The organism is Pontibacter mucosus (assembly GCF_003054055.1).
Lineage (GTDB): Bacteria > Bacteroidota > Bacteroidia > Cytophagales > Hymenobacteraceae > Pontibacter > Pontibacter mucosus.
Window position 1 is genome coordinate 465,484 of sequence record NZ_QBKI01000003.1, and the last position, 23,784, is coordinate 489,267.

Consider the following 23,784-nt stretch of genomic DNA (forward strand, 5'->3'; position numbering starts at 1 on the left):
TGAATAACTTTTGTCCATACCTAGTATTCATTACGCATTATTCACGCATCATTAAACTATTACTTTCTCCAGCAGCTCGATATAGAGTTTTATGCCTTCCTCTATCTCGTGCAGGTAGATGTACTCGTCGGCCATGTGCGAGCGGCCGGAGAATCCGGGGCCCATCTTAAGCGACGGGATAGGCAGTAGCGCCTGGTCAGAAGTAGTCGGTGAGCCGTAGGTTTTGCGGCCCATACTGATGCCTGCCTGCACCAGCGGGTGCTCCAGCGGGATGCTGGACGGCCTCAGGCGCATGGAGCGCGGCTTAACGTCAGCTTTTACATGTTGCTGTATCGTTTCCAGTACCTCCTCCATCGTATAGGCATCGGTCAGGCGCACGTCCACGGTAAAGGCGCAGGTATCGGGCACCACGTTGTGCTGCGTGCCGGCCTGCACCACCGTGACGCTCATCTTCACCGGCCCCAGGTGCTCGGATACTTTCGGGAAAGTATAGCTTTGAAACCACTGGATGTCGGGCAAGGCTTCGTAAATGGCATTGATGCCTTCTTCGCGGGCGGCGTGTCCGGCTTTGCCACGGGCCGTGCAGTCGAGCACCATCAGCCCTTTCTCAGCAACGGCCAGGTGCATTTCGGTGGGCTCGCCCACGATGGCTACCTCCAGGTCGCCCAACTGCGAAAGTATACTTTCGATGCCGTTTTGCCCGCTAATTTCTTCTTCTGCCGTGGCCGCCAATACCAGGTTATACTTCAGTTCCTGCCGCTCATAGAAGTATAAAAATGTGGCTATCAGCGACACCAAGCAACCGCCGGCATCGTTGCTGCCCAGGCCAAAGAGCTTGCCGTCTTCTATACTTGCCTCAAACGGATTACGGGTATAACCGGCATTGGGCTTTACCGTGTCGTGGTGTGAGTTGAGGAGCAGGGTGGGCAACTTTGGGTTGTAGTGTTTGTTGAAGGCCCATAGGTTATACTGCTGCTGGTGAACTTCTTCTACACCATGGCTTTTCAGAAATCCGGCAAGTAGGACAGCGGTTTTACCTTCCTCTTTGCTTAAAGAGGGGGTAGCAATCAATGAACTAAGTAATTCTACAGCCTCGTTGTAGAGGTCTTTCTTGGACATGCTATACTGAAATTATTCGTTCTTATAGAGCTGCTCGGCTTTATGGGAGGATGTTTTTATTCCCTTGATCATGGCAGAGCTAAAGCCGTGGTGCTCCATTTCGTTAAGTCCGGCAATGGTGCATCCCTTCGGAGAGGTAACCTTGTCGATTTCGTTCTCAGGGTGGCTCTGGAAGTGAAGCAGTAAGGATGCCGCCCCCTTTGCCGTTTGTGCTGCCATGCGTAGGGCGTCCCCGGCATGGAAGCCTATTTCGGTGCCCCCTTGCGTTGCCGCGCGTATAGAGCGCAAAAAGAAAGCAATGCCACAGGCACAAAGCGCCGTTGCTGAGGTCATCAGCTCCTCCTCTATCTCCACCGTATCCCCCACGGCCTGGAAAATCTGCCGCACCAGCGCCTGATTCTCCTCGGTAGCCATACTTCCTGCGATACAGGTCATAGACTCACGGATGGCGATGGCCGTATTTGGCATGGCTCTGATCACCTGTACCTCTTTACCCACACGCTGTATGATATCGGCCACTTTCACCCCTGTCACAATGGAAACAAACAGGTGGCGCTTCGGGTCTACGACAGGGGCAATAGCATCGATCACACCATTCAGCTGTTGCGGCAGGATACTTAGAATGATGATATCTGCTCCTGCCACTGCCGCCTCGTTATTGCTGGTTACATGGAAGCCTTCCTGGGTCAGGCTTTCCAGGGAGCGAAGGTTGCGGCGGGTAAGGGTAATGTCGCTTGCCCGGTGCAGACCGGAAGCAACAATTCCATTAGCCAGGGCCACACCCATGTTACCGCCGCCTATGATGGCTATTTTTTTGGATTCTGTCATTGTGCTTGTCATTGCTGTAGTATAAGGAAAGGGCACTATGCCATAGAAGCAATATAAGTAATTTTACCAAGCCTTACGGCAGCCCTTTCCATAGCAAATCAAACTACAGTGTGATCAAGGTGCCGGCCAGGCCCCCTTTGCCTGCCATCTGCGTGATGACTGTAGCAGCCCGACGGCCTGTGCGTATAGTTCCTGCTGCTCCATTAGTTCAGGCTGATGGTAGTGCCGCTGTAACGGGCAGTATTTATACTTGTCAACGCCTCGGCCTCACAAATAAGGACTTGCGCCACGCCCTGCTGCAGCGCGGCAAAGGCATTGTCCAGCTTCGGTATCATACCCGCATGTACCACGCCTTCCTCCTTCAGCGTTTTATACTTTTCTGTATGGATGTGGGCGATAACCGAGTTATCATCCTCTGCATTTTGCAGCACGCCTTTCTTCTCGAAACAATACACCAACTGCACCTTATACTTTGGTGCCAGTGCCGTGGCCAGTACCGAGGCAATGGTATCGGCATTGGTGTTGAGCATGTTGCCCTGGCTGTCATGCGTGAGCGGCGCAAAAACAGGCGTAAGTCTGGCCTCTATAATTGCCTCCAGCGCAGCCACATTTATACTTTCCGAACCGGCCACATCGCCGACAAATCCGTAATCTATCGCTTTCACTGGGCGCTTTTGCGCCGGAATGATGTTACCGTCAGCACCGGTAAGGCCGATGGCGTTGCAGCCAAGCGCCTGCAGTTTGGCCACCACCTGCTTGTTTACCAATCCGCCATACACCATGGTTACCAACTCCAGCGTTTCAGCATCCGTAATGCGGCGGCCATCAACCATTTTCGGGGTAATGCCCAGCCGCTGTCCAAAGGCTGAGGCAATTTTGCCCCCGCCATGCACCAGCAGTTTGGGTCCCGGCAATTGGGCAAAATCAGCTAAAAACGACTGCAAGCGCTCCGGATTGTCCAGGATGTTGCCGCCTATTTTTACTATAATCATATTTATTGACAAAAGACTTTATGACAAAAGGCAAAGGACTATACTTTATCCCATGCTTTGTATCCGCTATACTTTAATTTATTGCCTGTGGCGCCAGTGCAGTCAGAGACGCGACTTTCACTCGTTAGCACCAGTTTGGAAACAGGCGCCAGTAAAATCGAATACTAACAACGAACAACCAATAACGAGTAACTACAAAGCTTCCAGCATGCGCTTGAGCACAGCTTGGGCGGCGTAGGTGCGGTTATTGGCCTGCTCCAGCACCAGCGAGTTCGGTCCGTCCAAAATTTCGTCGCTCAACTCTACATTGCGGCGCACCGGCAGGCAGTGCATCACCTTGGCGTTGTTGGTGGCCTGCAGCTTCTCGTTAGTCAGCATCCAGCCCTCCCCGTCTGTCAGCACTTTTCCGTACGCGGTGTAGCTCGACCAGTTCTTCACGTACACGAAGTCTGCGCCCTGCAGCGCCTCCTGCTGGTTTGTGGTTACGGTGGCGTTTTGGGTAAACTCCTCAGCCAGTTCATAGCCTTCCGGGTACGTGATGACCAGCTCTACGTCTGCCTGCCCCATCCACTCGGCAAAGGAGTTAGCCACGCACTGCGGGATTGGCTTGATGTGAGGTGCCCAGCTCAACACTACTTTCGGGCGCTTCCCGGAAGCGGCATTTTCTTTAATCGTCAGCAAGTCCGCCAGGCTCTGCAGCGGGTGACGCGTAGCCGACTCCAGGCTCACGATTGGCTTTTTAGTGTACTGGATAAACTGATTCAGCAGTTCCTCATTGTAATCCTCGTCGCGATTTTGCAGTTTCGGAAACGAGCGAATGCCGATGATGTCGCAGTACTGGCCCATCACAGCGGCGGCCTCTTTAATGTGCTCTACCGTGGTGCCGTTCATGATGGCCCCCTCCTGCGTCTCCAGTGCCCAGCCTTCTTTGTCCAGGTTCATCACAATCACGTTCATGCCCAGGTTCTGGCCGGCTTTCTGTGTGCTCAGGCGCGTGCGCAGGCTCGGATTCAGGAAAATCAGCCCCAGCGTCTTGTTCTCGCCGAGGGTTTTATACTTATAGGGATTCGCTTTCAGGTGCTGCGCCTCCTCCACCAGTTGGTTCAGGTCAGACACGTCATGCACAGAAGTATATTTTTTCATTAGATCGATTGCGGTTCGGTTTGGTACAGGATGGCCTCGAAAGCCTGCATGAATTTCTCTACTTCGCGGGCGCCAATGCACAACGGTGGCAAGAGGCGCAGCGTGTTTTTGTCGGATGAGGAGCCTGTAAAAATCTGGTACTCCTCCAGCAGTTGCTTGCGGATAGGGGCGCAAGGTTTATCCAGCTCCACCCCTATCATCAGTCCCTGGCCACGTACGTCCTTTATACCTGGCAGCTGGCGCAGCGCGTTCATCAGGCGTTGCCCTATCTGCTGGGCGTTCTCCATCAGGTTTTCCTCTTTTATCACCTCTACCACAGCCAGTGCTGCAGCGCAAGCCAGGTAGTTTCCGCCAAAGGTGGTGCCCAGCATGCCATGACGGGCCTCTATATCCGGATGAATCAACACACCGGCTACCGGGAAACCATTTCCCATGCCCTTGGCCATTGTAATCAGGTGGGGTTTTATATCCGCGTGCTGATGGGCAAAGAACTTACCCGAGCGGCCGTAGCCGGACTGCACCTCATCCAGTATAAGCAGGGCACCCACTTTTTCGCAGCCAGCGGCCAGCGTTTTCAGGAATGCAGGCTCCGGCAGTTGCACGCCACCCACGCCTTGAATGCCTTCCACTATCACAGCAGCTAGCTCTGAACCGTGCTCCTGCAGCGCATGGGCAAAGGCAGCCACATCGTTTAAAGGCAGAAAAATGATGTTATCCGTTTGGTTGATAGGCGCCTGAATCTTGGTGTCGTCGGTGGCGGCCACGGCGGCAGAAGTACGTCCGTGGAAAGCCCCTTTAAAGGCGATGACTTTTTTGCGGCCCGTCTGGAAAGAGGCCAGCTTCAGGGCATTCTCGTTCGCCTCAGCCCCGGAGTTGCACAGGAAAAGGCTGTAGTTTTCGTAGCCGCTCAGTTCACCCAGCTTATCAGCAAGCTCCTGCTGCATGGGCATCTGAACCGAGTTAGAGTAAAAACCGATATCGTATAGCTGGCGCGCGATGCGCTTCACGTAGTGGGGATGGCTGTGACCGATGGAGATAACGGCATGACCGCCGTACAGGTCGAGGTAGCGCTTGCCCTTGTCGTCCCAAACGTAGGCACCCTGGGCACGAACGGGCGAAATATCAAAGAGCGGATAAACATCGAAAAGATTCATGCTGTAAGGTATGGTTTAGAGGTAGGAGGTTAAACAATAAAGGAAATACTCGACGTACATAGCTAAATTGCTGATTGTTGTAATGTTAAATTGTTGTTCCGTATTACTATGGTGCGAACAGCAAGTAACGGTAACGATTAACGATATTAAAAAGCCGAAGCTTTCAGCCTCAGCCCGGCCTGCTCATCCAGCCCGAATAGCAGGTTCATGTTCTGCACGGCCTGGCCCGATGCGCCTTTCAAGAGGTTATCAATCAGGCTGGTGATGACCAGATACTCACCCTGCTTTTGCAGGTGCAGCAGGCATTTGTTTGTATTCACTACCTGCTTCAGGTCCGGCGTGCTTCTGCTGATGCTCACAAACGGGTGACCGTCATAATAGTTGGCAAATAATGCCTCCGCCTCTGCCTGGCTCAAGTGGCAACGGGTGTAGCTGGTGCACAGGATGCCCCGGGTAAAGGGCCCGCGGTAGGGCACAAAGTTTATACTTGGCAACTCACCTGGCTGCATGCCCTGCAGGGTGCGGCGGATCTCGTGCAGGTGCTGGTGGTTGAGCACTTTGTAGTTGGAGATGTTGCCGCTGCGCCAGCTGTAGTGCGAGGTAGCGCTCAGGCTCTGTCCGGCACCGGTGCTGCCCGTAATGCCGCTCACCTGTACCTCTTCGGTCAGCAGGTTCTGCTCGGCAAGTGGTAGCAGCGCCAACTGAATAGCGGTGGCAAAGCAGCCCGGGTTGGCGATGTTCTGCGCCTCCCGGATAGCGTTGCGCTGCAACTCCGGCAAACCGTATACAAAGTCTCTCCCACAACCACTTACAATGTTTTCCTTCAAGTTTTCATTCCATCGGAAATCTTGGCTTAGGTCGATGATTTTTATACTTGCGGGCAGCTGCGCCGCCTCTAAAAACTGCTTCGCCGCGCCATGGCCTACGCACAAAAACAGCACGTCCACGTCCTGCTGCATCTCGTCGGTAAAGTATAAATCCGTGTCGCCAAGCAGGTCGCTGTGGGTGTCGTGCACCGGTTTGCCAGCCTGGCTGTTGCTGTGCACAAAGGCTATCTCTACGTTTGGGTGGTTAAGGAGCAGGCGCAGCAGCTCGCCGCCGGTATAACCTGCGCCGCCCACAATACCTGCTTTTATACTTAGTCCGCCCATTCCGCTGTGTTGTTTACCGTGTGGTACATCTTGGTCTGGTTGCCGAAAATCTTGGCAAAGCCCTTCACGTCGTCAGACGTCCAGGCGCGGTTCATTTCGCCGTAGCTGCCGAACTTGTCGCTCATCAAATCGTGTGCGCTCTCGATGCCCTGTACCTGGAAGTGGTACGGCGCCAGTTGCACGAACACTTTACCCGTTACGTTCTGCTGCGTGCTCTCCAGGAAAGCCTCAATGTCGCGCATCGTTGGGTCGAGCAATTGGCCCTCATGCAGCCAGTTGCCGTACCAAGCCGAAAGCTGGTCTTTCCAGTATAGTTGCCACTTGGTGAGCACGTGTTTCTCCAGCAGGTGGTGCGCTTTGATGATGACCATCGGAGCAGCTGCCTCGAAGCCCACACGGCCCTTGATACCGATGATGGTGTCGCCTACGTGAATGTCGCGGCCAATGGCAAAGGGGGCGGCCAATTCCTGCAAGTGCTGGATGGCCTGTACCGGATGCTCGAAAATCTGCTCGTTTACGCCTTTCAGTTCGCCTTTTTCAAAGTATAAAGTCACGCGCTCGGGCTCGGTTTTGCTCAGCTGCGTAGGGTACGCCTCCTCCGGCAGTGGCAGGTGCGACGTTAGGGTTTCCTTGCCACCCACCGATGTTCCCCAGATGCCTTTGTTGATAGAGTACTGCGCCTTTTGGAAGTCCATCTCCACGCCGTGCTCTTTCAGATAAGTGATTTCCTCCTCGCGGGAGAGGCGCTTGTCGCGGATGGGGGTGATGATTTCCACCTCCGGGATCAGGGCCTGAAACACCATGTCGAAACGCACCTGGTCGTTGCCCGCGCCGGTGCTGCCGTGTGCCACGTAATCGGCTCCTACGGCTTTGGCATGGTTGGCAATAGCAATGGCCTGTGTTACGCGCTCGGCGCTCACGCTCAGCGGGTATGTGTTGTTCTTCAGGATATTGCCGAACACCAGGTAGCGGATGCAGCTGTTGTAGAAGTGCTCCGTTTCATTCAGGTGGGTGTGTTGTTTTACGCCCATTGCGTAGGCCCTGCGCTCTATCTCTTTCAGTTCTTCTTCCGAAAAACCACCTGTGTCTACAATGGCTGAGTATACTTCCAGGCCGAGCTCCTGTGCCAGGTAGATGGCGCAGTAAGAGGTGTCGAGGCCGCCGCTAAAGGCTAAAACTACTTTCTTCATGTTCTTTTTTATACTTGCTGATGATGCGAATTATACTTTTACACTACTCATTTCGGGTGTATTGCACCCAGGCTGCTGGCCCGGCTTCTGGCGGTGGCGCAGCCAGCGCTCGTTCACGCTGCTCTGCTTCGGGGCGGGCTGCTTCTCCACCACCGGAAGGGCAATATAGTCCTTTTCCTTGGTAGGGTCGTAGAGCATGGCCGTGCAGAGGCAGTTTGTGCGGTTCTTGCTTTGCAGGATTTCGAAGTTGACGCAGCTGCGGCAGCCTTTCCAGAACTCCTCGTCATCGGTTAATTCTGAGTAAGTTACCGGCGTGTAGCCCAGGCTGGAGTTGATGCGCATCACCGCCAACGCCGTGGTGAGTCCAAAAATTTTGGCATCGGGGTATTTGGTTCGCGACAGCTCGAAAATCTTCTGCTTAATCCGGCGCGCCAGCCCGCTCTTGCGCAGCTCCGGCGACACGATAAGTCCTGAGTTGGCCACATACTTGCCATGGCCCCAGGTCTCGATGTAGCAGAAACCGGCCCAGGTACCATCAGGGTGCAGCGCGATGACGGCCTTGCCTTCCAGCATTTTCTGGGCAATGTAGTCTGGGGAGCGCTTGGCAATACCGGTTCCGCGTGCCTTAGCCGAAGACTCCATCTCGTTGCAGATCTGCAACGCATAGATAATATGTTGCCCTTGGGCAACCGTCACGATGAATTCAGGTTGGTCCATTGTCAGAAAAGTATAGCAGTGCTAAGGCACGGCTAAAAACAGCTTTAAAAATTTACCGGAAAAAGTATGAATGCAGCGAAACAGCAGCACAGGCCAGGGCCGGACAGCTATCAATCGGATTGCAATAAATAAATGGGTGGAAGATGACTACCGCATAGGAAGTCAGAAAAGCTGCAGGCTACCGCCTGTAACGGACCGCTGGAATAGTAGTCCTTAAAACTACCCTCGGTGAAAGGGTAGAAAAAGCCGCACACTCCGTGGCTGGTGTATGTTTTACCATGCAAGATGATAAAAGCGCCTTTTTTTTCATTTTAGTTGTCTAAAGAAAAAATGGGTTTTGGTGTTATACCCTTGTTTGCAACACAAAGGTTGCGGAATAGAAATGTATTTTGCAACATATTAATTCATTCTGTTTAATAAATTATGTGATTTAGCGGTAAAGTTATAATGTGAATTTCCTCAAGTTTAAATCCCGGCAGTAGTTATACCTAACCAAGTCAAAAGTAACCCGAATTTAGTAACTTGCGTACGTTTGGGCCTCTCTGTTGGTGGGGCGCATTTATACTTTCATGGCATGAAAAACCTCTCGATCAGAGTTATCATCGGCATCCTTTTTTCTGTGGTCGGTCTAGTGTCCCTTTTCTTTTCAAGCGACGCCCTGATGGCGGCTATCTGGCTCAGCTTTGGCAACGGGCTTATACTTTCTGACCTGCGCCTGACGGGCGTGGATGAGCAGGGCAATCAATTTGTAAAGCCCATTCCGCGTGTGCGGACCTACGTGGCCATCATGCTCATTGTTTTTGCGGTACTGTTGCTCTTGTTGCAGATCTTCATGGACATGCAACAGGTGGGAGGCGGCGCGGCGCAGTAAGCCTAAATTTTACTCTGCAGCACCACATTTACGTCGATTATCTCTTTGGCGCGTTTCAGGCGGAGCCGCAATTTACTTCCTGGCCTGCTGTCGAGCATGTTCAGAAGTTCCTGCAGCTGCAACTCGGTGCAGCTTCTTCCATTGATGTAGAGCAACTGGTCTCCGGGTTGCATGCCCACCAGCTTGGCCGGTGAGTCGTCTACCACGTTGGAGATGGTATAGAAATTGATGCCGGGCAGCGGCGTGCTCACCTCAAAGCCTGCCATGTTGTAGTTAAAGGGCTCTTTAAATTTTCGGTTTGGTATCAGGGTAATCTTCTCGTGCGGGTAATCGAAGATGACCGTGAAGCGTTTGAGGATTTCAGAACCGAGGTTCCCGTTTCGGCCGGCGATGTTCAAGGCGTGCTTTACGGCTTCCTCGTCAGGGTAATTAGCGGTCAGGTTCTCGATTTTATACTTCCCCAGCCTGAAGCCCGGCAATCTTCCTATTTTACCATTTATGTCGCCGCCCAGGCCCCTGCCCAGGTAAGCTTCCATAACCTTCGGTGGCAGCGACAGGCGTTCGTTCGTAGGCAGGTACAGCGAGAGGCTGTGGCTGGCGCCGGTGTCCACTATCAGCTTTACATCAAGCGAGTCGCCGTTGTGCTGCCGGACAGAGCCGTACAGGTATGGTTTTGAGTCTTCGATGTGCAGGGCGTACTCTTCTGCCTTACGCTTCTTTCTAACTTTATAATCTGGTTTATATAGTGTTATGGTTTGCGTGCTATAGTTTATTTTCACTATAAAATTTTTGAAGATGTCGTAGCCGATGATGCCGTGCACCGGCATGCCCATTCGCATCGACAGGTCGAAAACCTCCTCCAGCAGCACGTAAACAGTCAGGTTCTCGCCTGCCACGCCCGGCATGGAGATGCTGTTTCCCACGCTGTGCAAGGCCTCGATGGTATACCCCTCTCCCAGCCCCCGTATCTTTATCCGGTTAGTCTGTTGCAGGTCCAGGGAATCGTCAAAGTGCAAATGCGTGATCAGCACGTTCTGCACCCCCGAGTCAAGTATAAAGTTCAGGCTTTGCGAGTTGTTCACCCTCACCGGCAGGACAATCAGGTTATGGACCAATTTAAAAGGAAGAGTTATTTGATTGCGGCCGGTGGTCAGGTAGGCAGTGTCGGGTTGTAGTGGGAGCTGCGCCCATACCTGTACATTGCTTAAGAGCAAAAGCAGGAAAGCACAGATGAAGGCTCTATAACCGGCTACTCTCATGACTTGGAAGGTGACAGGTAAAACAGGAAATTAACGCATCTTATAGTTATACGTCCGCGAGGCCTTACCGGATAGCGTTACCCTTTGAAATATAGCGTGTTGCAACATAATTTACTGCAATCAGGTGTAGCATCCGGCGCGTAGGCCTCTTTGCACCAGCGAGGCGCGGAAAAGCTTTTTTTTCGCCAGGCTGCAGAATTGAATTCATCTAATATAGTATACCGGACGGGCTTTCCAGCACAAGACACGCCTCGCGGCCAGGCGGCAAAACATTTGCACAAAAACTATAGGCCGAAAGTATACGCTAAAGCCCATGGAGGCGTATTCATGCCTTTTGAGGCAAATTTTGCCTCCGGAATGCGTACCTTGAAGTATGGTTTACGTGTGGCATTTTCCTTGAAATTATACTTTACTAATAAATCCAAAGGAAACGCTGCCTGATAACAGCATCGATTGGGTGCCCTTTAAAATTTATCCGACGTTTATACTTAAAACTAAAAAATCAACATGTCTGAAAACACCGGTATCAGTTACCACTGCTTCACTCCCGGGAATGACGCCGGGCTAAACCGCGAAAAGGTGGTGGATTTCCTCTTCAAGCACCTGGATGAGTACGGCGACAAGCGGGAGGATATTGCCAAATGCATGGCGTATGCGCTGTCGGAGGAAGCCGGGAAAGGCGGCGCCGTGTTTGTGGCCCTGGAAAATACCGAGGTGGTGGGCTCCCTTATCTTGAACAACACCGGCATGAGCGGCTATATACCCGAGAACATCCTGGTTTACGTAGCGGTGCACGGCAGCACGCGTGGCAAGGGCGTGGGCAAAAAACTGGTGCAGCTGGCCATTGAGAAGACGCCGGGTAGCATTGCCCTGCACGTGGAGCCGCAGAACCCGGCGCGCCACCTGTACGAAAAGCTGGGCTTCACAAATAAATACCTGGAATATAGATTAACGAAATAGTATGGCAGTTTTAAAACTGTATAGAGAGAAACTAAAGCACAATTACAATCACCTGGATAACGTTTTCCGGGAACACGGCATTGACTGGGGCGTGGTGACCAAACTGCTTTGCGGACAGGAGATTTTCCTGAAAGAAATACTGGCCCTGGGCGTTAAAGAAGTACACGACTCGCGGGTAACCAACCTGAAGGTTATCAAAAGCATGGCCCCCGAGGTGCAGACGGTATACATCAAGCCGGCACCGAAGCAAAGTATACCCGACATTATCAGGTATGCGGATGTAAGCTTTCAGACGGAACTTGACATCATCAGGCTACTATCTGAGGAGGCAGAGAAGCAGCAGAAACTGCACAAGATCATCATCATGATTGAGATGGGCGATCTGCGCGAGGGGGTGTTGGGCGACGAGCTGGTGGATTTCTACGCCAGGGTATTTGAGCTGCCCAACATCTCGGTTATCGGGTTAGGAGCCAACTTCAACTGCCTGCACGGCGTGATGCCTACCCAGGACAAGCTCATTCAGCTGAGCCTTTACAAGCAGATCATCGAGGCAAAGTTTGACCGTCAGATTCCCTGGGTGTCCGGCGGAACGTCGGTTACCATCCCCTTGCTTTTCAACCACCTGATGCCAAAGGGAATCAATCATTTCCGCATTGGGGAGGCGCTGTTCTTTGGCCTGAACCTTTTCACCAACGAGACTTTCGAGAACATGCACAACGATGTGTTTGAGCTGTATACCGAAATTATTGAACTGACAGAGAAGCCCATGGTGCCTAATGGCGTGCTGGCCGAGAACCCCAGCGGCGAGGCCTTTGAGGTAGATGAAAGCCTGTATGGCAAAACCTCGCACCGGGCCATTCTGGATGTGGGCCTGCTCGATATAAACCCCAGGTTCCTTATCCCGAAAGATGCAGATGTGAGCGTGATTGGGGCCAGCTCGGATATGCTTATCGTGGAGCTGGGCGACAACACACAGAACTATAAAGTGGGTGATGTGCTGCGCTTTAACCTGCGCTACATGGGCGCCTTAAGCGTGCTTAACTCCCGCTATATCGTCAAGGAGGTCGTTTAAGCCGGGAGCTGTTTTTATACTTTACAGTAACGTGTTTTATACTTCCCAAAAAGAAATTTGCGAGTTAAGTAGCTGAGTCCAGAAACAACTACGCCCGGCCTCTTATATAGAAGCAGGGCGTAGTTTATACTTTAAAGTTAAATTAATCGGAAAGCAGGGCATCCAGAAAGCCCATGTCCTCGTCGCGTTTCTTGAATACCAACAGCGGAATATCCAGGTCGTAGCGGAGTATCTTCTCGGTAACGCTGCCCAGCACAAACAAGGCGGCAGCCGACATGCCCTTGGCACCTATTACCAGCAGGTCGGCACGATGGCGCTTGGCCTCCACCACCACCAGCTCCCCAATGTCAGCGTCATCCTCCTGACGAACAAGCGAGAGCGAGGAACGTTCAGCTAACTGCGGGAAGCGCTGTATCAGCTTTCTATATTTTTCCTCGGCAAAGCTGCGCATGCGCACATCGAACTCCTCGTAAGACATGCCCAGTGTACGATAGCCAGTGGGTACCTGGTAGGCATGCAGGCACGTTACATGGATGTCCGGCTTTTGCTCGGCCACCTGTAGCACCCGCTCCAGCGCCATGGTGCTGTAATCAGAGAAGTCCACGCTTACCACCACGTTGCGCAGCTTTGGCTCAATGTTTTCCGGCACGAAAAGTACGCTTCGGCGACTTGTGCGCAACACTTTCTGGGCTAGCACGGCCGTTCCACGCAGGCGGAGTTTCCGGCCCATCAGCAACAGATCGATGTTTTTAACCTTGGCCCAGTGCAGCAGTTCCTTCAGTGGGGTTCCCTCCTCCACCAACACCTCCACAAGCGTGTCGGGCAGGTCCTGGAATGCAGGCCCCACCTTGCTCATGATCATCTCCCGTATGCCCTCATCGATAGAAAGGCCTGTGCGTTCCAGGCTCTTTACCAGCTCAGCAGGTACTTCCAGGCTCTTCTCTACGTGTATGAAGTACACATGCTGAATCTGTAGCTCACGACAGATGAAGGCCGCATACGCCACCATTGAGTCATCCATGGCGGTGAGATCCAGCCCCACCATCAGTCGGTTAATAGTATTCATAGTAGTCATTTTTTATGTTGATTCTTACGAAAAATGATTTAACACAGCCTACAGGCCCCTGTATCCGTAACAAAATTACTACGGCCAGGTATGTAAAGTTCTTCTAGACGAATATACAAATAAATATATAGAAACCGTAATTCTATGCTCTACAGTCTGCTTTCAGGCATCCTTTTGGCCGCTATGGCTCCGCAGTTACAGCGGGTGCTGGGCCGTTTCCTGGTAGTGTCGATGGTAGCCTTACCCCTGCTGCTTTTTATATACTACTGTTTTTTTGTGCCCGAGGTGCTGCAGGGGCAGGCGGTGGTTCAAAAATTTGAGTGGGTGCCGGAGCTTGGCATTGATCTGCAGTTCCGGCTGGATGGGCTGAGCCTGCTGTTCGCTCTGCTCATTTCCTTCTTCGGAATGCTGGTAATGCTCTACGCCAGTGCTTACCTGGAGGGAGACCCCCTGCTGGGCCGCTTCTACCTGTACCTGACACTGTTCATGGTAGCGATGCTGGGTGTTGTTACCTCTGATAATATTTTCGGGCTGTTCGTGTTCTGGGAACTCACCAGCATTAGCTCTTACCTTTTGATAGGGTACAAACAGGTAGACAAGGAGGCGCGGGTAGCAGCCTGGCAGGCGCTGCTGGTTACCGGGCTGGGCGGGATGGCGTTGATGGGCGGCCTACTGCTTTTAAGTATTGCCACGGGAAGCTATACGTTCACGGAGATGCTGGGACAGCAGGAAGTGGTACTGCAACATGCCTTTTACCTTCCGGCCGTGCTGCTGGTCCTGCTTGCCTGCTTTACCAAGTCTGCCCAGTTCCCTTTCCATTTCTGGTTGCCCAATGCCATGGCCGCCCCTACTCCCGTAAGCGCCTACCTGCACTCAGCCACCATGGTCAAGGCAGGCGTTTTTCTGCTGGCCAGGCTTACGCCCATTCTTTCCGGCACCGATTTATGGCACTTCTCGCTCATGCTGGCCGGTGGCCTCACAGCTATCATCGGGGCCATAATGGCGCTGCAGCACACCGACCTGAAAGCTATTCTGGCTTATACCACCATCAGCGCCCTGGGCCTGCTGGTAACCATGCTCGGCATTGGCTCCGACTACGCCCTGAAGGCGATGCTGGTATTTCTGTTGGCCCACGCTCTCTACAAGGGCACCCTTTTCCTGGTGGCCGGCACCATCGACCACAGCGCCGGCACCCGCGACCTGACCAAACTGCACTACCTGGGCAAGCAGATGAAGTACAGCGGGACCGCCGCCACGCTCGCCTCCTTATCCATGGCCGGCGTAATCCCTTTTCTGGGCTTTGTCGGGAAAGAGCTGCTCTATGAGGCATCCCTTGAGAACTACATCATGCTGGGCATCAGCCTGCTGACGGGCACTGCCTTTGCAGCCGTGGGGATTTTGATGAGTTACCGTATTTTCTGGCGGCGGGGCGAGGAGAAAACCCAGTTCGACCACCACCCCAACCTGCGTTTATACTTGCCGCCGCTGGTGTTGGCAGTAAGCGGGCTGCTGCTGGGCCTGCTGGTAAGCGTGGTTCCGGCCAACCTGCTGCAGGCGGCCGTCCGGGCCGTTTCCGGAGACCCGGCTATGGAGCTGAAGCTGGCCCTATGGCATGGATTTACCCCGGTGCTGGGGCTGAGCCTGCTGACCTTGCTGCTGGGCCTGCTGGCCTATTATTTCCTTCCCTCGCTGCAGAACAGGGCCACTACCATTCACCCGCTATACCGTTTTGGGCCAAACGCGCTCTACCACAAGTTTTTTGAGCTGTTTCTGCACGGGGCGAGCGCATTTATACTTTGGCTGCAGAATGGGCATCTGCGCAGCTATGTGATGTACATCATGATCTTTTTCTGCGGCCTGCTGCTGTTTACCCTGTGGCGCGACACCCCGGGGCTGGATTTGCAGGAAAGGATTTATCAGCTGCACGAGGTAAGGTTGTACGAACTGGTGGTATTCTTCCTGGTGCTGTCGGCCCTGGTGTTCCTGATGGGCACCCGCTCCCGGCTCACCTCCATTGTGGTGATGGGCCTGATAGGTTATTCCGCCGCCCTGTTCTATATTCTCTTCGGCGCGCCGGACGTGGCAGCCACCCAGTTCCTTATCGAAACGCTGACCGTGGTGATCTTCGTGTTGCTCATGCACAAGCTGCCGGCCTTCATCTACCTCTCCCACCAGTTCAGGAAGTATAAGTTTATCGCCATCGCCGTGGTTTTTGGGGCCCTGATGACCTACGTGATGCTACTGGTGCAGCAGCAAACCGTTGATTCGGAGCTGCGGGAGTATTTTGGGAAGGCAAGCTACCTGGAGGCACACGGGCGCAACATTGTGAACGTGATCCTGGTAGACTTCAGAGGCCTGGATACACTGGGCGAGATTACCGTACTGGCCGTGGCGGCGCTGGGAATCTTCTCGCTGCTGCGCCTTAATCCTGAGAAAGGAGAAAAACCATGAGAACCATAATTTTCGCTACTACCATACGCTACCTGACGCCCTTGTTCCTGATTTTATCGCTCTACATCCTTTTGCGTGGGCACAACCACCCCGGCGGCGGTTTTATCGGAGGGTTGATTGGGTCGATTGCTTTCGTGTTTCATGTGCTGGCGCACGGCTCGGACAGGACCGTAAACGTTTACTTCCGCCTGAAACTCTACAGCAAGGGAAAGCCTGAAGAAGACACCCCCCCCGAGCACATGTGGCGCCTGCTGAGCGTAAACACCTGGAACCGGCTTCCCAGCTACCCGCAACCGGAGTGGCGCTACCACATCGTGCGCCTCAGGCCTGCCTACGTGATGGCCACCGGGCTTTTCCTGGCCGCATCCAGTGGTCTGTTGGGGCTCTTACGGGGCATGCCCTTCATGACCTCCTGGTGGATGGAAGCCGAGATACCGATTATTGGCGCATTGGGCACCCCTTTGCTTTTTGATGCAGGTGTTTACTTGTTGGTATTGGGGATGGTGCTGAAAATGGTGTTCACAATGTCTAAAGAATAAAAAATGGAAACCCTGCTGCCGCTCATGGTCGGAACACTGTTCGCTGTGGGCCTTTACTTTATTCTTCACCGCCACCTGTTTAAGGTTATCCTGGGGCTTATACTTTTCGGGCTGGCCACCAACCTGTTTTTATTCGTTATCGGGGGGCTTACCCGGGGCGGCAGCGCCATCATCAGCGGCGAGCACGAGGTAGCCGTGGAGCCATACGCTGACCCCGTTCCGCAGGCCCTGCTGCTCACGGCTATTGTCATTGGTTTCGGCATACAGGCCTTCTCCATCGTCCTTATCCGCAGGGTATACATGACCTTTAAATCCAACAACGTCGACGACCTGAACAAGGAAAACGAGCATCACTAACGTTCCCCAACACCATCCGCAGCATCCTTACCTGGTATAGCTGCGTTTACGCAACAGAATCATCACGCTCAACCTACTATATGCCATCAGATTTACTGCTCGTATTGCCTTTGTTGCTTCCACTCTACGGGGCGCTGCTTTGCCTTGCCTTCTGGCAGCGGGAACAGTGGCAGACCATACTGGCAGGTGTTTTTCAGGTGGCGTGGCTGGTGGCTGGTGTGCTCCTGCTGCGGCGCGTGCTTCACCTAGAGGTGGTCTCAACACAAATAGGAAACTGGCCTGCCCCCTTTGGCATTACCCTGGCAGCGGACGTGCTCAGTGCCCTCATACTGGTAACGGCCGGCGTCATCGGGCTGGCAGTTTACCTGTTCTCGCTGCAGGGGCTGGACATCACACGCAGGCGGTTTGGCTATTACCCACTTTTGCTCCTGCTGCAGATGGGGGTGTCCGGCGTTTGCCTTACCGGGGACTTGTTTAACCTGTACGTGTGGTTCGAGCTGCTCCTGATCTGCTGTTTTGCCTTGCTGAGCCTGGGGGGCACCAAGGGGCAACTGGAGGGCACGTTTAAGTACGTGACCATCAACTTTCTGGCGTCGGGGCTGCTGCTGACGGGCATCGGCACGATGTATAGCCTGTACGGCTCGCTTAATCTGGCGGAACTGGCTCTGCTGGTGCGGCAGCCGGAGCATCCTAACCTGCCTTTATTAAGTATGGTCAGCGTTTTTTTCCTGACCGGATTTGGCATCAAAGCGGCCATTTTCCCGCTGTTCTTCTGGCTCCCGGCCTCCTATCACACGCCACCGGTTGCTATTTCGGCCTTTATTGCCGGGCTCCTCACCAAGGTTGGGATTTATACGTTGATACGCCTGTTCACGCTCCTGTTCATCTCTGACCTGGGGTTTATGCTGCCGCTGATGGTTGTACTGGCTGCCTTGACCATGCTCATCGGAGTGGTGGGCGCTGCCGCTCAAACCGATTTCAAGAAGATTCTCTCTTTCCACATCATCAGCCAGATAGGCTATATGCTGATGGGGCTGGCCATATACACGCCCCTGGCCCTGGCGGGTAGCGTGTTCTTTATCGTGCACAACATCCTGGTAAAGACGAACCTGTTTTTGATAAGCGGCATCGTGGCGCAGCGCTACCGAACCTCCTCCCTCAAAAGGCTGGGCGGCGTGTACCTGCAGCAGCCTATGCTGTCGGTGCTGTTTATCTTATCGGCACTGAGTCTGGCCGGAACGCCGCCAAGCTCTGGCTTCTGGGGAAAGCTGATGCTGGCGCGGGCGGGCCTGGAAGCCGGGCAGTATGTGCTGGTAGGCGTTTCGCTGTTTGTGAGCATCATCACCCTTTTCTCCATGACCAAGATCTGGAATGAGGTTTTCTGGAAACCTAGGCCTGTGTCTATACGCAAAGGGAGCCTGGTGACGCCGGTAAATCCGCTGCGCCTGTGGCAGTTATACTTGCCCGTGACCATGCTGCTGGGCGTTATACTTTTGATAGGGGTGTATGCCCGGCCGCTTGTCAGGCTTTCGGAGCGGGCAGCCGAGCGCCTCCTGCACATTGAACCGTATACAAATACGGTATTACCCAAAAAGGCTGCTAACTAAATTAACTAAATATGAGGCTACTTCTGATCCACACCATCCTGGCCGCTTTTGTAGCATACTTTGCTTTTCAGCATCCCATTACCAGCGGCGTTCCATACACGGCCATCAGCGCCACCCTTCTTTTTGCGGCGGTGATGGGGACACTCTGGCTGAGCACATACTTTTACAGGCGCACCTACTTCCGTAAACTGCCCAAGCTGCTGTACTTTATACTTTTCTTTATCAAGGAGCTTCTGGTCGCTAACCTTAAAATAGCCTACGACATCATCACACCCCGGTTCCGGATCCAACCCACGGTGATGGCCTTTCCCTTAACAGTCAAGACGGACCTGGAGATCTCGTTGCTTGCCAACCTGCTTGGCCTTACCCCCGGCACCCTGAGTATAGATGTAAGCGAAGACCGCACCACGCTCTATGTGCACACCTTGTACCTCAAGCATGGCAATCTGGAAAGCCTGAAGCAACACATCAAGAACGGATACGAACGACGCATTTTGGAACTGACCGCATGAGTATATTTCAGATAACATTGATTGTGGGGATTGTGATGCAGAGCGTGTGCCTGCTGCTCACCGCCATCCGCTTCGCCATAGGCCCAACGCTGCCCGACCGCGTCACGGCCTTTGATTTGTTTGTGGCCAACGTCATCGGCATCATCGTCATTTTCACCGAGCTTACCAACAACGAGGACTTTATAGATGTCGCCATCATCCTGTCTTTGTTCGGGTTTCTGGGCTCCATCTCTTTTGCCTATTACATCATGAGGATAACCAAGTAACGTATGGAAACAAGCATAGACTGGGAACTGGTACGGGAGATTGCGAGCTGCGTGTTTATACTGTCGGGGGCTGGCTTTATGCTGATCGCCTCTATAGGGCTGCTTCGCTTTCCGGATTTTTACATCCGCATGTCGGCTATCACCAAGGGATCCACGCTGGGTTTAGGGCTTATCCTGATGGGGATGGCCATATACTTTAACCAGCCTGGCATTTTGCTCAAGGTGCTGGTCATCATTGCCTTCACCTACATTACAGCGCCTGTGGCAGCGCATGTCATCGGCCGCACGGCGGTGCAGAACGGCATCGCATTCTGGGAGAAGACAAACCTGAAGGAGTTTAGGGAATACCTGACGAAACACAGGCTGGAGCGGCAGATTAACCAGGACAGGTATACAGAGGAAGCGCCTGTTACGATGGAGAAGGATGGTGGCGCTGGTGATGTTGCTGGTAAAGTATAAACGGCCTCACCGACTCGGCATAGATATGGTGCGACTCCACGGAGGTAATGATGTGGTCAGGATAAGTTAAGGCCGTTAGCCTACCGCCAAACACGCAGCCCGTGTCTATGTTGATGGTATTGTTGCGCCAGCGCGGCTCCTGCACCGGCGTATGGCCATACACCACGATGGCCTTCCCGCAGTATTCAGCGGCCCAGTCCAGGCGAACAGGCAGCCCCTTCTCATCCAGCTCGCCGGTAGTTGGGCCGTAGAGGCAAAGCTCGCGCACCCCCTTGGAGTTGCGGCCATGCAGCCTTTCCTCCAGGCCGGCGTGTGCCACCACCAGGCGGGCCTCATCCAGGATAACATGGTGCGGCAGCTTGCTCAGAAAAACCTTCACCCGCTCCCGGAATGCGTCGTCGTAGCGCTCCATCTGGGCTTTGGTAAGCTCCAGCCCGTGCCGCACCTGCACGTTGCGCCCCAGCAGCAAGCGCAGCAGCTTGTCGTCGTGGTTGCCCGATACGCAGTAGGCAATGCCCTGCTCCACCATGTCCATCACCAGGCGCAGCACCTCCGGCGAGTTAGGACCGCGGTCTACCAGGTCGCCTACAAATACAGCCTTGGCTCCTGCAGGCGGCTCTACCTCATACGTTGCCTCACTTTTGTTAAAATGCACTTTGTAGCCAAGCAGCCGCAGCAGTTCCTGCAGCTCCTCAAAACAGCCGTGCACATCCCCGATCACATGGAATGGCCCGTGCTCCTGTGGAAGCTCTAGATTATAAAAAGGATGATCTACCCGTTTTCCCATACATTGCTTTTTCGTTCCCTATCAATTGTCTGCACCTATATTAACAGCTAAAGCCTGTTCCGGGTTAGGCTGCCGCGCAACATTTTTATTAAAGGATCCGGTAAAAGAGTGCAAAAAATAATTGTGCTCATTTTCAGCTCTATCTACTTTTGTAAATTAACCTGTCACCAACATCTGGCTCCTCCCTGCTAATGCCAACACCCTACAGAAAAATCAAGATACCTTTATTGTGGCTGCGCCGCCGTACTTCCGACCGGGAGTTTATGCTCATATCGAGCGTGTTGGTGGGCCTTACGGCTGGTTTGGCGGCGGTTATCCTTAAATCGCTGGTGCACTACATTCAGGTGATGCTGGCCTATGGCAACCGCCTGCTCAGCCAGCCCTACTGGCTGGTGGTGTTTCCGATGGTGGGCATACTGCTTACGGTTTTCATCGTCCGGTATTTTTTTAAGGGAAGCATCGGGCGGGGTACGGCGAATGTGCTGTTTACCATTTCCCAGAAGTCAAGCATGCTGGAGCGGCACAAAATGTACTCGCATGTGCTCACAAGCGCCGTCACGGCGGGTTTTGGGGGCTCGGCCGGCCTGGAGTCGCCGATTGTGGTCACAGGCTCTGCCATTGGCTCCAACTATGGCCGAGACTATCACCTCAACTACCGCGACCGCACCCTGATGCTCGCATCGGGGGCGGCAGCGGGCATTGCCGCCGTATTTAACGCGCCCATTGCCGGGGTGTTGTTCGCCATCGAGGTCCTGCTAACGGATATCAGCATCTCTGCCTTTATCCCGCTCATCATTTCGGCTGTGGTGGGAGCGCTCTGCTCAAAGATTATGCTGGAGGAGGATATCCTGTTCAACATTAGCAAGGCGGAGTTTTTCGCCGCGGAGCACGTGCCCTTTTACGTGTTGCTGGGCATACTTTGCGGCATGGTGTCGGTGTACTATACCCGCATGGCCCTGCGCGTGGAAGACCTGTTTGAAGAGTATAAAACCTCCTTTTTTAAGCGCGCCCTGATAGGCGGTGCGCTGCTGGGCCTGCTCATTATGCTCTTTCCGCCGCTTTTCGGGGAAGGGTACGATGCTATCAGGGTGCTGGAGCGCGGGGAAGCGGAGCAATTGCTGCAGGAAAGCTGGCTCGCGTTTTTCGGCACGAACGAGTGGCTCATACTTTGCTTTGTGGGGGCGCTGGCGCTGGTAAAGGTAGTGGCGACCACCATTACCATAGCCTCCGGAGGTAACGGGGGGAATTTTGCACCCTCCATGTTTGTGGGGGCCAGCACCGGTTTTTTCTTTTCACGGCTTCTCAACATGCTTAACCTGAGCAACCTGCCTACCGGCAGTTTCGCGATGGTAGGCATGGCCGGCATACTGAGTGGGGTGATGCATGCGCCGCTCACGGCCGTGTTCCTGATTGCAGAGATAACCGGCGGCTACACGCTGATGATACCCTTGATGATAGTAGCGGCTACTTCGTTTGCGCTGGTAAAGTACTTTGAGCCCTACTCCCTTGATACGAAAAAGCTGGCGCAAAAAGGCCACCTGCTTACCCACAACAAGGATAACACCATCCTGCGCATCATGAAAATCCGGCACCTGATCGAGACAGAGTTTCAACCGGTGTCGCCGGAGGCTACGCTGGGAGAGTTTGTAGATGTGATAGCTCATTCGCGCCGCAACCTGTTTCCGGTGGTGACGGCAGAAGGCAAGCTGGACGGCGTTATACTTTTGGAGAACGTGCGCGAAATCATGTTCAAGACTGAAAAGTATGACAAGGTAAAAGTGAAGGAGCTGATGATAAAGCCACCTGCCATTGTGCAGTACGACGACAGCATGGCCGACGTGATGAAGAAGTTCGACGAGTCGGGCGCCTGGAACCTGCCTGTACTGGAGGCCGACGTATACCTGGGCTTTGTCTCCAAGTCCAGCATCTTTACCAAGTACCGCAAGCTGCTTATCAAGACAACGAATGTGAGTTGATATTGGATGATTAAATGAGTGAGTTCAGAATGAGTGGATGAGTGAAGGTTTTATACTTTTGTTAGCCCGTTAAAGCTGCTGACTGAGGGAAGTTTAAGCAACAGCATAAGTATAAATTATTCTGAGCATACTTTTTTCACTCATCCACTCTTTCAAAATTCAAAACTATACCTCCCTCCAAAGCTCACCATAGCGGATCTGCAGCGGCGACGGGATGTTGTTGTGGTAAAGCTGCCCTGTGCCGAGGCCTTGGGGCATGGTAATGTCATACTGTGCCGTAAACTGCGCAATGGCATTCAGGCCGATGTTCGATTCCAGCGCTGAAGTCATCCACCAGCCAATGTTGCGCGCCTCCGCCATGCTTATCCATTCCGCGCTGGCTGCCAACCCGCCCACCAAGGTCGGCTTGAGGATGATGTACTGCGGTTTTATACTTTCCAGCAGCTCTTCCTTGGCATCTTCCTGCACTCCAATCAGTTCCTCGTCCAGGGCGATGGGTACGGGCGTGTAGGCGCACAGCTGCGCCATTTCCTGCACCTGCCCCTGCCGGATGGGTTGCTCAATAGAGTGCAGCTCATACTTTGCCAGGCGCTCCAGCTTTTTGTAAGCCTCCTGCGGCGAAAAAGCCCCGTTGGCGTCCACCCGCACCGTCAGCTGATTGGCAGTGGCCACCTCGCGTATACTTTGCAGGATCTCCAACTCTGTTTTAAAGTCCAGGCTGCCGATCTTGAGCTTCAGGCAAGTATAGCCGTCGTTGAGTTTCTGCTCAATCTGCTGCTGCATAAACGCCCGGTCGCCCATCCACACCAGCCCGTTTATCGGAATGCCCCTTTCACCACGGCTAAAAGCGTTGTCATAGATCAGCCCGTTGCCGCCGTTCTCTAGATCCAGCAACGCTGTTTCCAGGGCAAAGCGCAGCGCGGGCCACTCTTGCAGGCCAAGTTCCTGCGGCAGCGCTGCATCTATACTTAGCTCCACCTGCCGGTTGTTGACCAGCTCTGCCACCTGCTGCAGCTTATGCTCCAAATCCGGGCGGTAGTCTATACTCAGTCCGGCCAATGGAGCGCACTCCCCGCGCCCGTATACTTCGGGAGTGGCTGTGTCCCATACTTTGACAAAGTATACGTGATGCTCAGAGATGGCGCCACGGCTGGTGCGGGCATCAAACTTAAACTGCAACGTATGCGGGGTATAGCTTAACTGGAGGCTCATAAATCTGGAATTGTTTTGATGCAAGATAAACCATTCTTACGGGAATTGCCGTAGAAGTAGCGCCCATGAGATGGCAGAAAACGCGTCATTTTACGT

At 53.5% G+C, this 23,784-nt stretch carries 23 protein-coding genes; 11 read left to right on the forward strand and 12 right to left on the reverse strand.

Going from position 1 to position 23,784, the window contains the following annotated elements; genetic code table 11:
• Positions 1-51 precede the first annotated feature (51 nt).
• The 8 genes from C8N40_RS08360 to C8N40_RS08395 all read right to left on the reverse strand — a co-directional run bounded on the left by C8N40_RS08360 (position 52) and on the right by C8N40_RS08395 (position 8,294).
• Positions 52-1,119: a M20 family metallo-hydrolase gene (locus C8N40_RS08360; RefSeq protein WP_108211317.1), complete on the reverse strand. Its 1,068-nt coding sequence runs from the start codon at positions 1,117-1,119 to the stop codon at positions 52-54.
• A 12-nt stretch (positions 1,120-1,131) separates the two neighbouring features.
• On the reverse strand, positions 1,132-1,947 hold the full coding sequence (gene proC / locus C8N40_RS08365; RefSeq protein WP_108211318.1) for a pyrroline-5-carboxylate reductase: 816 nt from the start codon (positions 1,945-1,947) through the stop codon (positions 1,132-1,134).
• 203 nt (positions 1,948-2,150) lie between these two features.
• Entirely contained in the window at positions 2,151-2,939 is a 789-nt protein-coding gene (argB, locus tag C8N40_RS08370) for an acetylglutamate kinase (RefSeq protein WP_108211319.1), read from the reverse strand.
• Positions 2,940-3,131: 192 nt separating this feature from the next.
• Positions 3,132-4,082 carry a Rossmann-fold NAD(P)-binding domain-containing protein gene (locus C8N40_RS08375; protein WP_108211320.1) on the reverse strand — a complete coding sequence of 317 codons (951 nt, stop codon included), beginning with the start codon at positions 4,080-4,082 and terminating at the stop codon, positions 3,132-3,134.
• Positions 4,082-5,236, reverse strand: coding sequence for an aspartate aminotransferase family protein (locus C8N40_RS08380; RefSeq protein ID WP_108211321.1), 1,155 nt, complete (start codon positions 5,234-5,236; stop codon positions 4,082-4,084). The genes C8N40_RS08375 and C8N40_RS08380 overlap by 1 nt, the downstream gene beginning before the upstream one ends.
• A 146-nt stretch (positions 5,237-5,382) precedes the next feature.
• On the reverse strand, positions 5,383-6,387 hold the full coding sequence (gene argC, locus C8N40_RS08385; protein ID WP_108211322.1) for an N-acetyl-gamma-glutamyl-phosphate reductase: 1,005 nt from the start codon (positions 6,385-6,387) through the stop codon (positions 5,383-5,385).
• Entirely contained in the window at positions 6,375-7,577 is a 1,203-nt protein-coding gene (locus tag C8N40_RS08390) for an argininosuccinate synthase (protein WP_108211323.1), read from the reverse strand. Before C8N40_RS08390 ends, argC begins: the two co-directional genes overlap by 13 nt.
• Before the next feature lie 30 nt (positions 7,578-7,607).
• Entirely contained in the window at positions 7,608-8,294 is a 687-nt protein-coding gene (locus tag C8N40_RS08395) for a GNAT family N-acetyltransferase (RefSeq protein WP_245905046.1), read from the reverse strand.
• Between the two features lie 574 nt (positions 8,295-8,868).
• Here C8N40_RS08395 and C8N40_RS08400 point away from each other — a divergent pair.
• Positions 8,869-9,165, forward strand: coding sequence for a hypothetical protein (locus C8N40_RS08400; protein ID WP_108211324.1), 297 nt, complete (start codon positions 8,869-8,871; stop codon positions 9,163-9,165).
• Positions 9,166-9,167: 2 nt separating this feature from the next.
• Here C8N40_RS08400 and C8N40_RS08405 read toward each other — a convergent pair whose 3' ends face one another.
• Complete coding sequence (locus C8N40_RS08405) at positions 9,168-10,424, reverse strand: aspartyl protease family protein (protein WP_108211325.1); 1,257 nt, start codon at positions 10,422-10,424, stop codon at positions 9,168-9,170.
• A 507-nt stretch (positions 10,425-10,931) separates the two neighbouring features.
• Here C8N40_RS08405 and C8N40_RS08410 point away from each other — a divergent pair.
• Together C8N40_RS08410 and C8N40_RS08415 are read left to right on the forward strand one after the other, a co-directional pair.
• Positions 10,932-11,384, forward strand: a complete 453-nt coding sequence (locus tag C8N40_RS08410; RefSeq protein WP_108211326.1) for a GNAT family N-acetyltransferase — start codon at positions 10,932-10,934, stop codon at positions 11,382-11,384.
• A 1-nt stretch (position 11,385) separates the two neighbouring features.
• Positions 11,386-12,456, forward strand: a complete 1,071-nt coding sequence (locus C8N40_RS08415; RefSeq protein WP_108211327.1) for an alanine racemase — start codon at positions 11,386-11,388, stop codon at positions 12,454-12,456.
• A 142-nt stretch (positions 12,457-12,598) separates the two neighbouring features.
• Here C8N40_RS08415 and C8N40_RS08420 read toward each other — a convergent pair whose 3' ends face one another.
• Positions 12,599-13,522 (reverse strand): universal stress protein, encoded by a 924-nt coding sequence (locus tag C8N40_RS08420; RefSeq protein ID WP_108211328.1) that lies wholly within the window; start codon positions 13,520-13,522, stop codon positions 12,599-12,601.
• Positions 13,523-13,666: 144 nt separating this feature from the next.
• On the opposite strand from C8N40_RS08420, the gene mbhE reads away from it, so the two are divergent.
• From mbhE to mnhG, 7 genes are all read left to right on the forward strand, one after another.
• Positions 13,667-15,973, forward strand: a complete 2,307-nt coding sequence (mbhE, locus tag C8N40_RS08425; protein WP_108211329.1) for a hydrogen gas-evolving membrane-bound hydrogenase subunit E — start codon at positions 13,667-13,669, stop codon at positions 15,971-15,973.
• Positions 15,970-16,512, forward strand: a complete 543-nt coding sequence (locus C8N40_RS08430) for an MnhB domain-containing protein (protein ID WP_108211330.1) — start codon at positions 15,970-15,972, stop codon at positions 16,510-16,512. Before mbhE ends, C8N40_RS08430 begins: the two co-directional genes overlap by 4 nt.
• Before the next feature lie 3 nt (positions 16,513-16,515).
• Positions 16,516-16,869, forward strand: coding sequence for a Na+/H+ antiporter subunit C (locus tag C8N40_RS08435; RefSeq protein WP_108211331.1), 354 nt, complete (start codon positions 16,516-16,518; stop codon positions 16,867-16,869).
• An 80-nt stretch (positions 16,870-16,949) separates the two neighbouring features.
• A complete protein-coding gene (locus C8N40_RS08440; protein WP_108211332.1) occupies positions 16,950-18,476 on the forward strand; it encodes a proton-conducting transporter transmembrane domain-containing protein in 1,527 nt (508 codons plus the stop codon).
• 11 nt (positions 18,477-18,487) lie between these two features.
• On the forward strand, positions 18,488-18,988 hold the full coding sequence (locus C8N40_RS08445) for a Na+/H+ antiporter subunit E (RefSeq protein WP_108211333.1): 501 nt from the start codon (positions 18,488-18,490) through the stop codon (positions 18,986-18,988).
• Positions 18,985-19,254, forward strand: coding sequence for an MrpF/PhaF family protein (locus C8N40_RS08450; RefSeq protein ID WP_108211334.1), 270 nt, complete (start codon positions 18,985-18,987; stop codon positions 19,252-19,254). The genes C8N40_RS08445 and C8N40_RS08450 overlap by 4 nt, the downstream gene beginning before the upstream one ends.
• A gap of 3 nt (positions 19,255-19,257) precedes the next feature.
• The gene (gene mnhG, locus C8N40_RS08455) at positions 19,258-19,713 is read left to right on the forward strand and encodes a monovalent cation/H(+) antiporter subunit G (protein WP_108211335.1); all 456 of its coding nucleotides are present in this window, start codon (positions 19,258-19,260) and stop codon (positions 19,711-19,713) included.
• Here mnhG and C8N40_RS08460 read toward each other — a convergent pair.
• Positions 19,664-20,500 (reverse strand): metallophosphoesterase, encoded by an 837-nt coding sequence (locus C8N40_RS08460; RefSeq protein WP_108211336.1) that lies wholly within the window; start codon positions 20,498-20,500, stop codon positions 19,664-19,666. The genes mnhG and C8N40_RS08460 overlap by 50 nt on opposite strands.
• Positions 20,501-20,691: 191 nt before the next feature.
• Between C8N40_RS08460 and C8N40_RS08465 the strand changes: the two genes are divergently transcribed.
• Entirely contained in the window at positions 20,692-22,476 is a 1,785-nt protein-coding gene (locus tag C8N40_RS08465) for a chloride channel protein (protein WP_108211337.1), read from the forward strand.
• 165 nt (positions 22,477-22,641) lie between these two features.
• Here C8N40_RS08465 and C8N40_RS08470 read toward each other — a convergent pair whose 3' ends face one another.
• Entirely contained in the window at positions 22,642-23,688 is a 1,047-nt protein-coding gene (locus C8N40_RS08470; protein ID WP_108211338.1) for an o-succinylbenzoate synthase, read from the reverse strand.
• Positions 23,689-23,784: the final 96 nt, after the last annotated feature.

Coding starts and splice junctions, on each gene's coding strand:
- C8N40_RS08360 (WP_108211317.1), bottom strand. CDS start 1,119: ATGTCCAAGAAAGACCTCTACAACGAGGCTGTAGAATTACTTAGTTCA.
- proC (WP_108211318.1), bottom strand. CDS start 1,947: ATGACAGAATCCAAAAAAATAGCCATCATAGGCGGCGGTAACATGGGT.
- argB (WP_108211319.1), bottom strand. CDS start 2,939: ATGATTATAGTAAAAATAGGCGGCAACATCCTGGACAATCCGGAGCGC.
- C8N40_RS08375 (WP_108211320.1), bottom strand. CDS start 4,082: ATGAAAAAATATACTTCTGTGCATGACGTGTCTGACCTGAACCAACTG.
- C8N40_RS08380 (WP_108211321.1), bottom strand. CDS start 5,236: ATGAATCTTTTCGATGTTTATCCGCTCTTTGATATTTCGCCCGTTCGT.
- argC (WP_108211322.1), bottom strand. CDS start 6,387: ATGGGCGGACTAAGTATAAAAGCAGGTATTGTGGGCGGCGCAGGTTAT.
- C8N40_RS08390 (WP_108211323.1), bottom strand. CDS start 7,577: ATGAAGAAAGTAGTTTTAGCCTTTAGCGGCGGCCTCGACACCTCTTAC.
- C8N40_RS08395 (WP_245905046.1), bottom strand. CDS start 8,294: ATGGACCAACCTGAATTCATCGTGACGGTTGCCCAAGGGCAACATATT.
- C8N40_RS08400 (WP_108211324.1), top strand. CDS start 8,869: ATGAAAAACCTCTCGATCAGAGTTATCATCGGCATCCTTTTTTCTGTG.
- C8N40_RS08405 (WP_108211325.1), bottom strand. CDS start 10,424: ATGAGAGTAGCCGGTTATAGAGCCTTCATCTGTGCTTTCCTGCTTTTG.
- C8N40_RS08410 (WP_108211326.1), top strand. CDS start 10,932: ATGTCTGAAAACACCGGTATCAGTTACCACTGCTTCACTCCCGGGAAT.
- C8N40_RS08415 (WP_108211327.1), top strand. CDS start 11,386: ATGGCAGTTTTAAAACTGTATAGAGAGAAACTAAAGCACAATTACAAT.
- C8N40_RS08420 (WP_108211328.1), bottom strand. CDS start 13,522: ATGAATACTATTAACCGACTGATGGTGGGGCTGGATCTCACCGCCATG.
- mbhE (WP_108211329.1), top strand. CDS start 13,667: ATGCTCTACAGTCTGCTTTCAGGCATCCTTTTGGCCGCTATGGCTCCG.
- C8N40_RS08430 (WP_108211330.1), top strand. CDS start 15,970: ATGAGAACCATAATTTTCGCTACTACCATACGCTACCTGACGCCCTTG.
- C8N40_RS08435 (WP_108211331.1), top strand. CDS start 16,516: ATGGAAACCCTGCTGCCGCTCATGGTCGGAACACTGTTCGCTGTGGGC.
- C8N40_RS08440 (WP_108211332.1), top strand. CDS start 16,950: ATGCCATCAGATTTACTGCTCGTATTGCCTTTGTTGCTTCCACTCTAC.
- C8N40_RS08445 (WP_108211333.1), top strand. CDS start 18,488: ATGAGGCTACTTCTGATCCACACCATCCTGGCCGCTTTTGTAGCATAC.
- C8N40_RS08450 (WP_108211334.1), top strand. CDS start 18,985: ATGAGTATATTTCAGATAACATTGATTGTGGGGATTGTGATGCAGAGC.
- mnhG (WP_108211335.1), top strand. CDS start 19,258: ATGGAAACAAGCATAGACTGGGAACTGGTACGGGAGATTGCGAGCTGC.
- C8N40_RS08460 (WP_108211336.1), bottom strand. CDS start 20,500: ATGGGAAAACGGGTAGATCATCCTTTTTATAATCTAGAGCTTCCACAG.
- C8N40_RS08465 (WP_108211337.1), top strand. CDS start 20,692: ATGCCAACACCCTACAGAAAAATCAAGATACCTTTATTGTGGCTGCGC.
- C8N40_RS08470 (WP_108211338.1), bottom strand. CDS start 23,688: ATGAGCCTCCAGTTAAGCTATACCCCGCATACGTTGCAGTTTAAGTTT.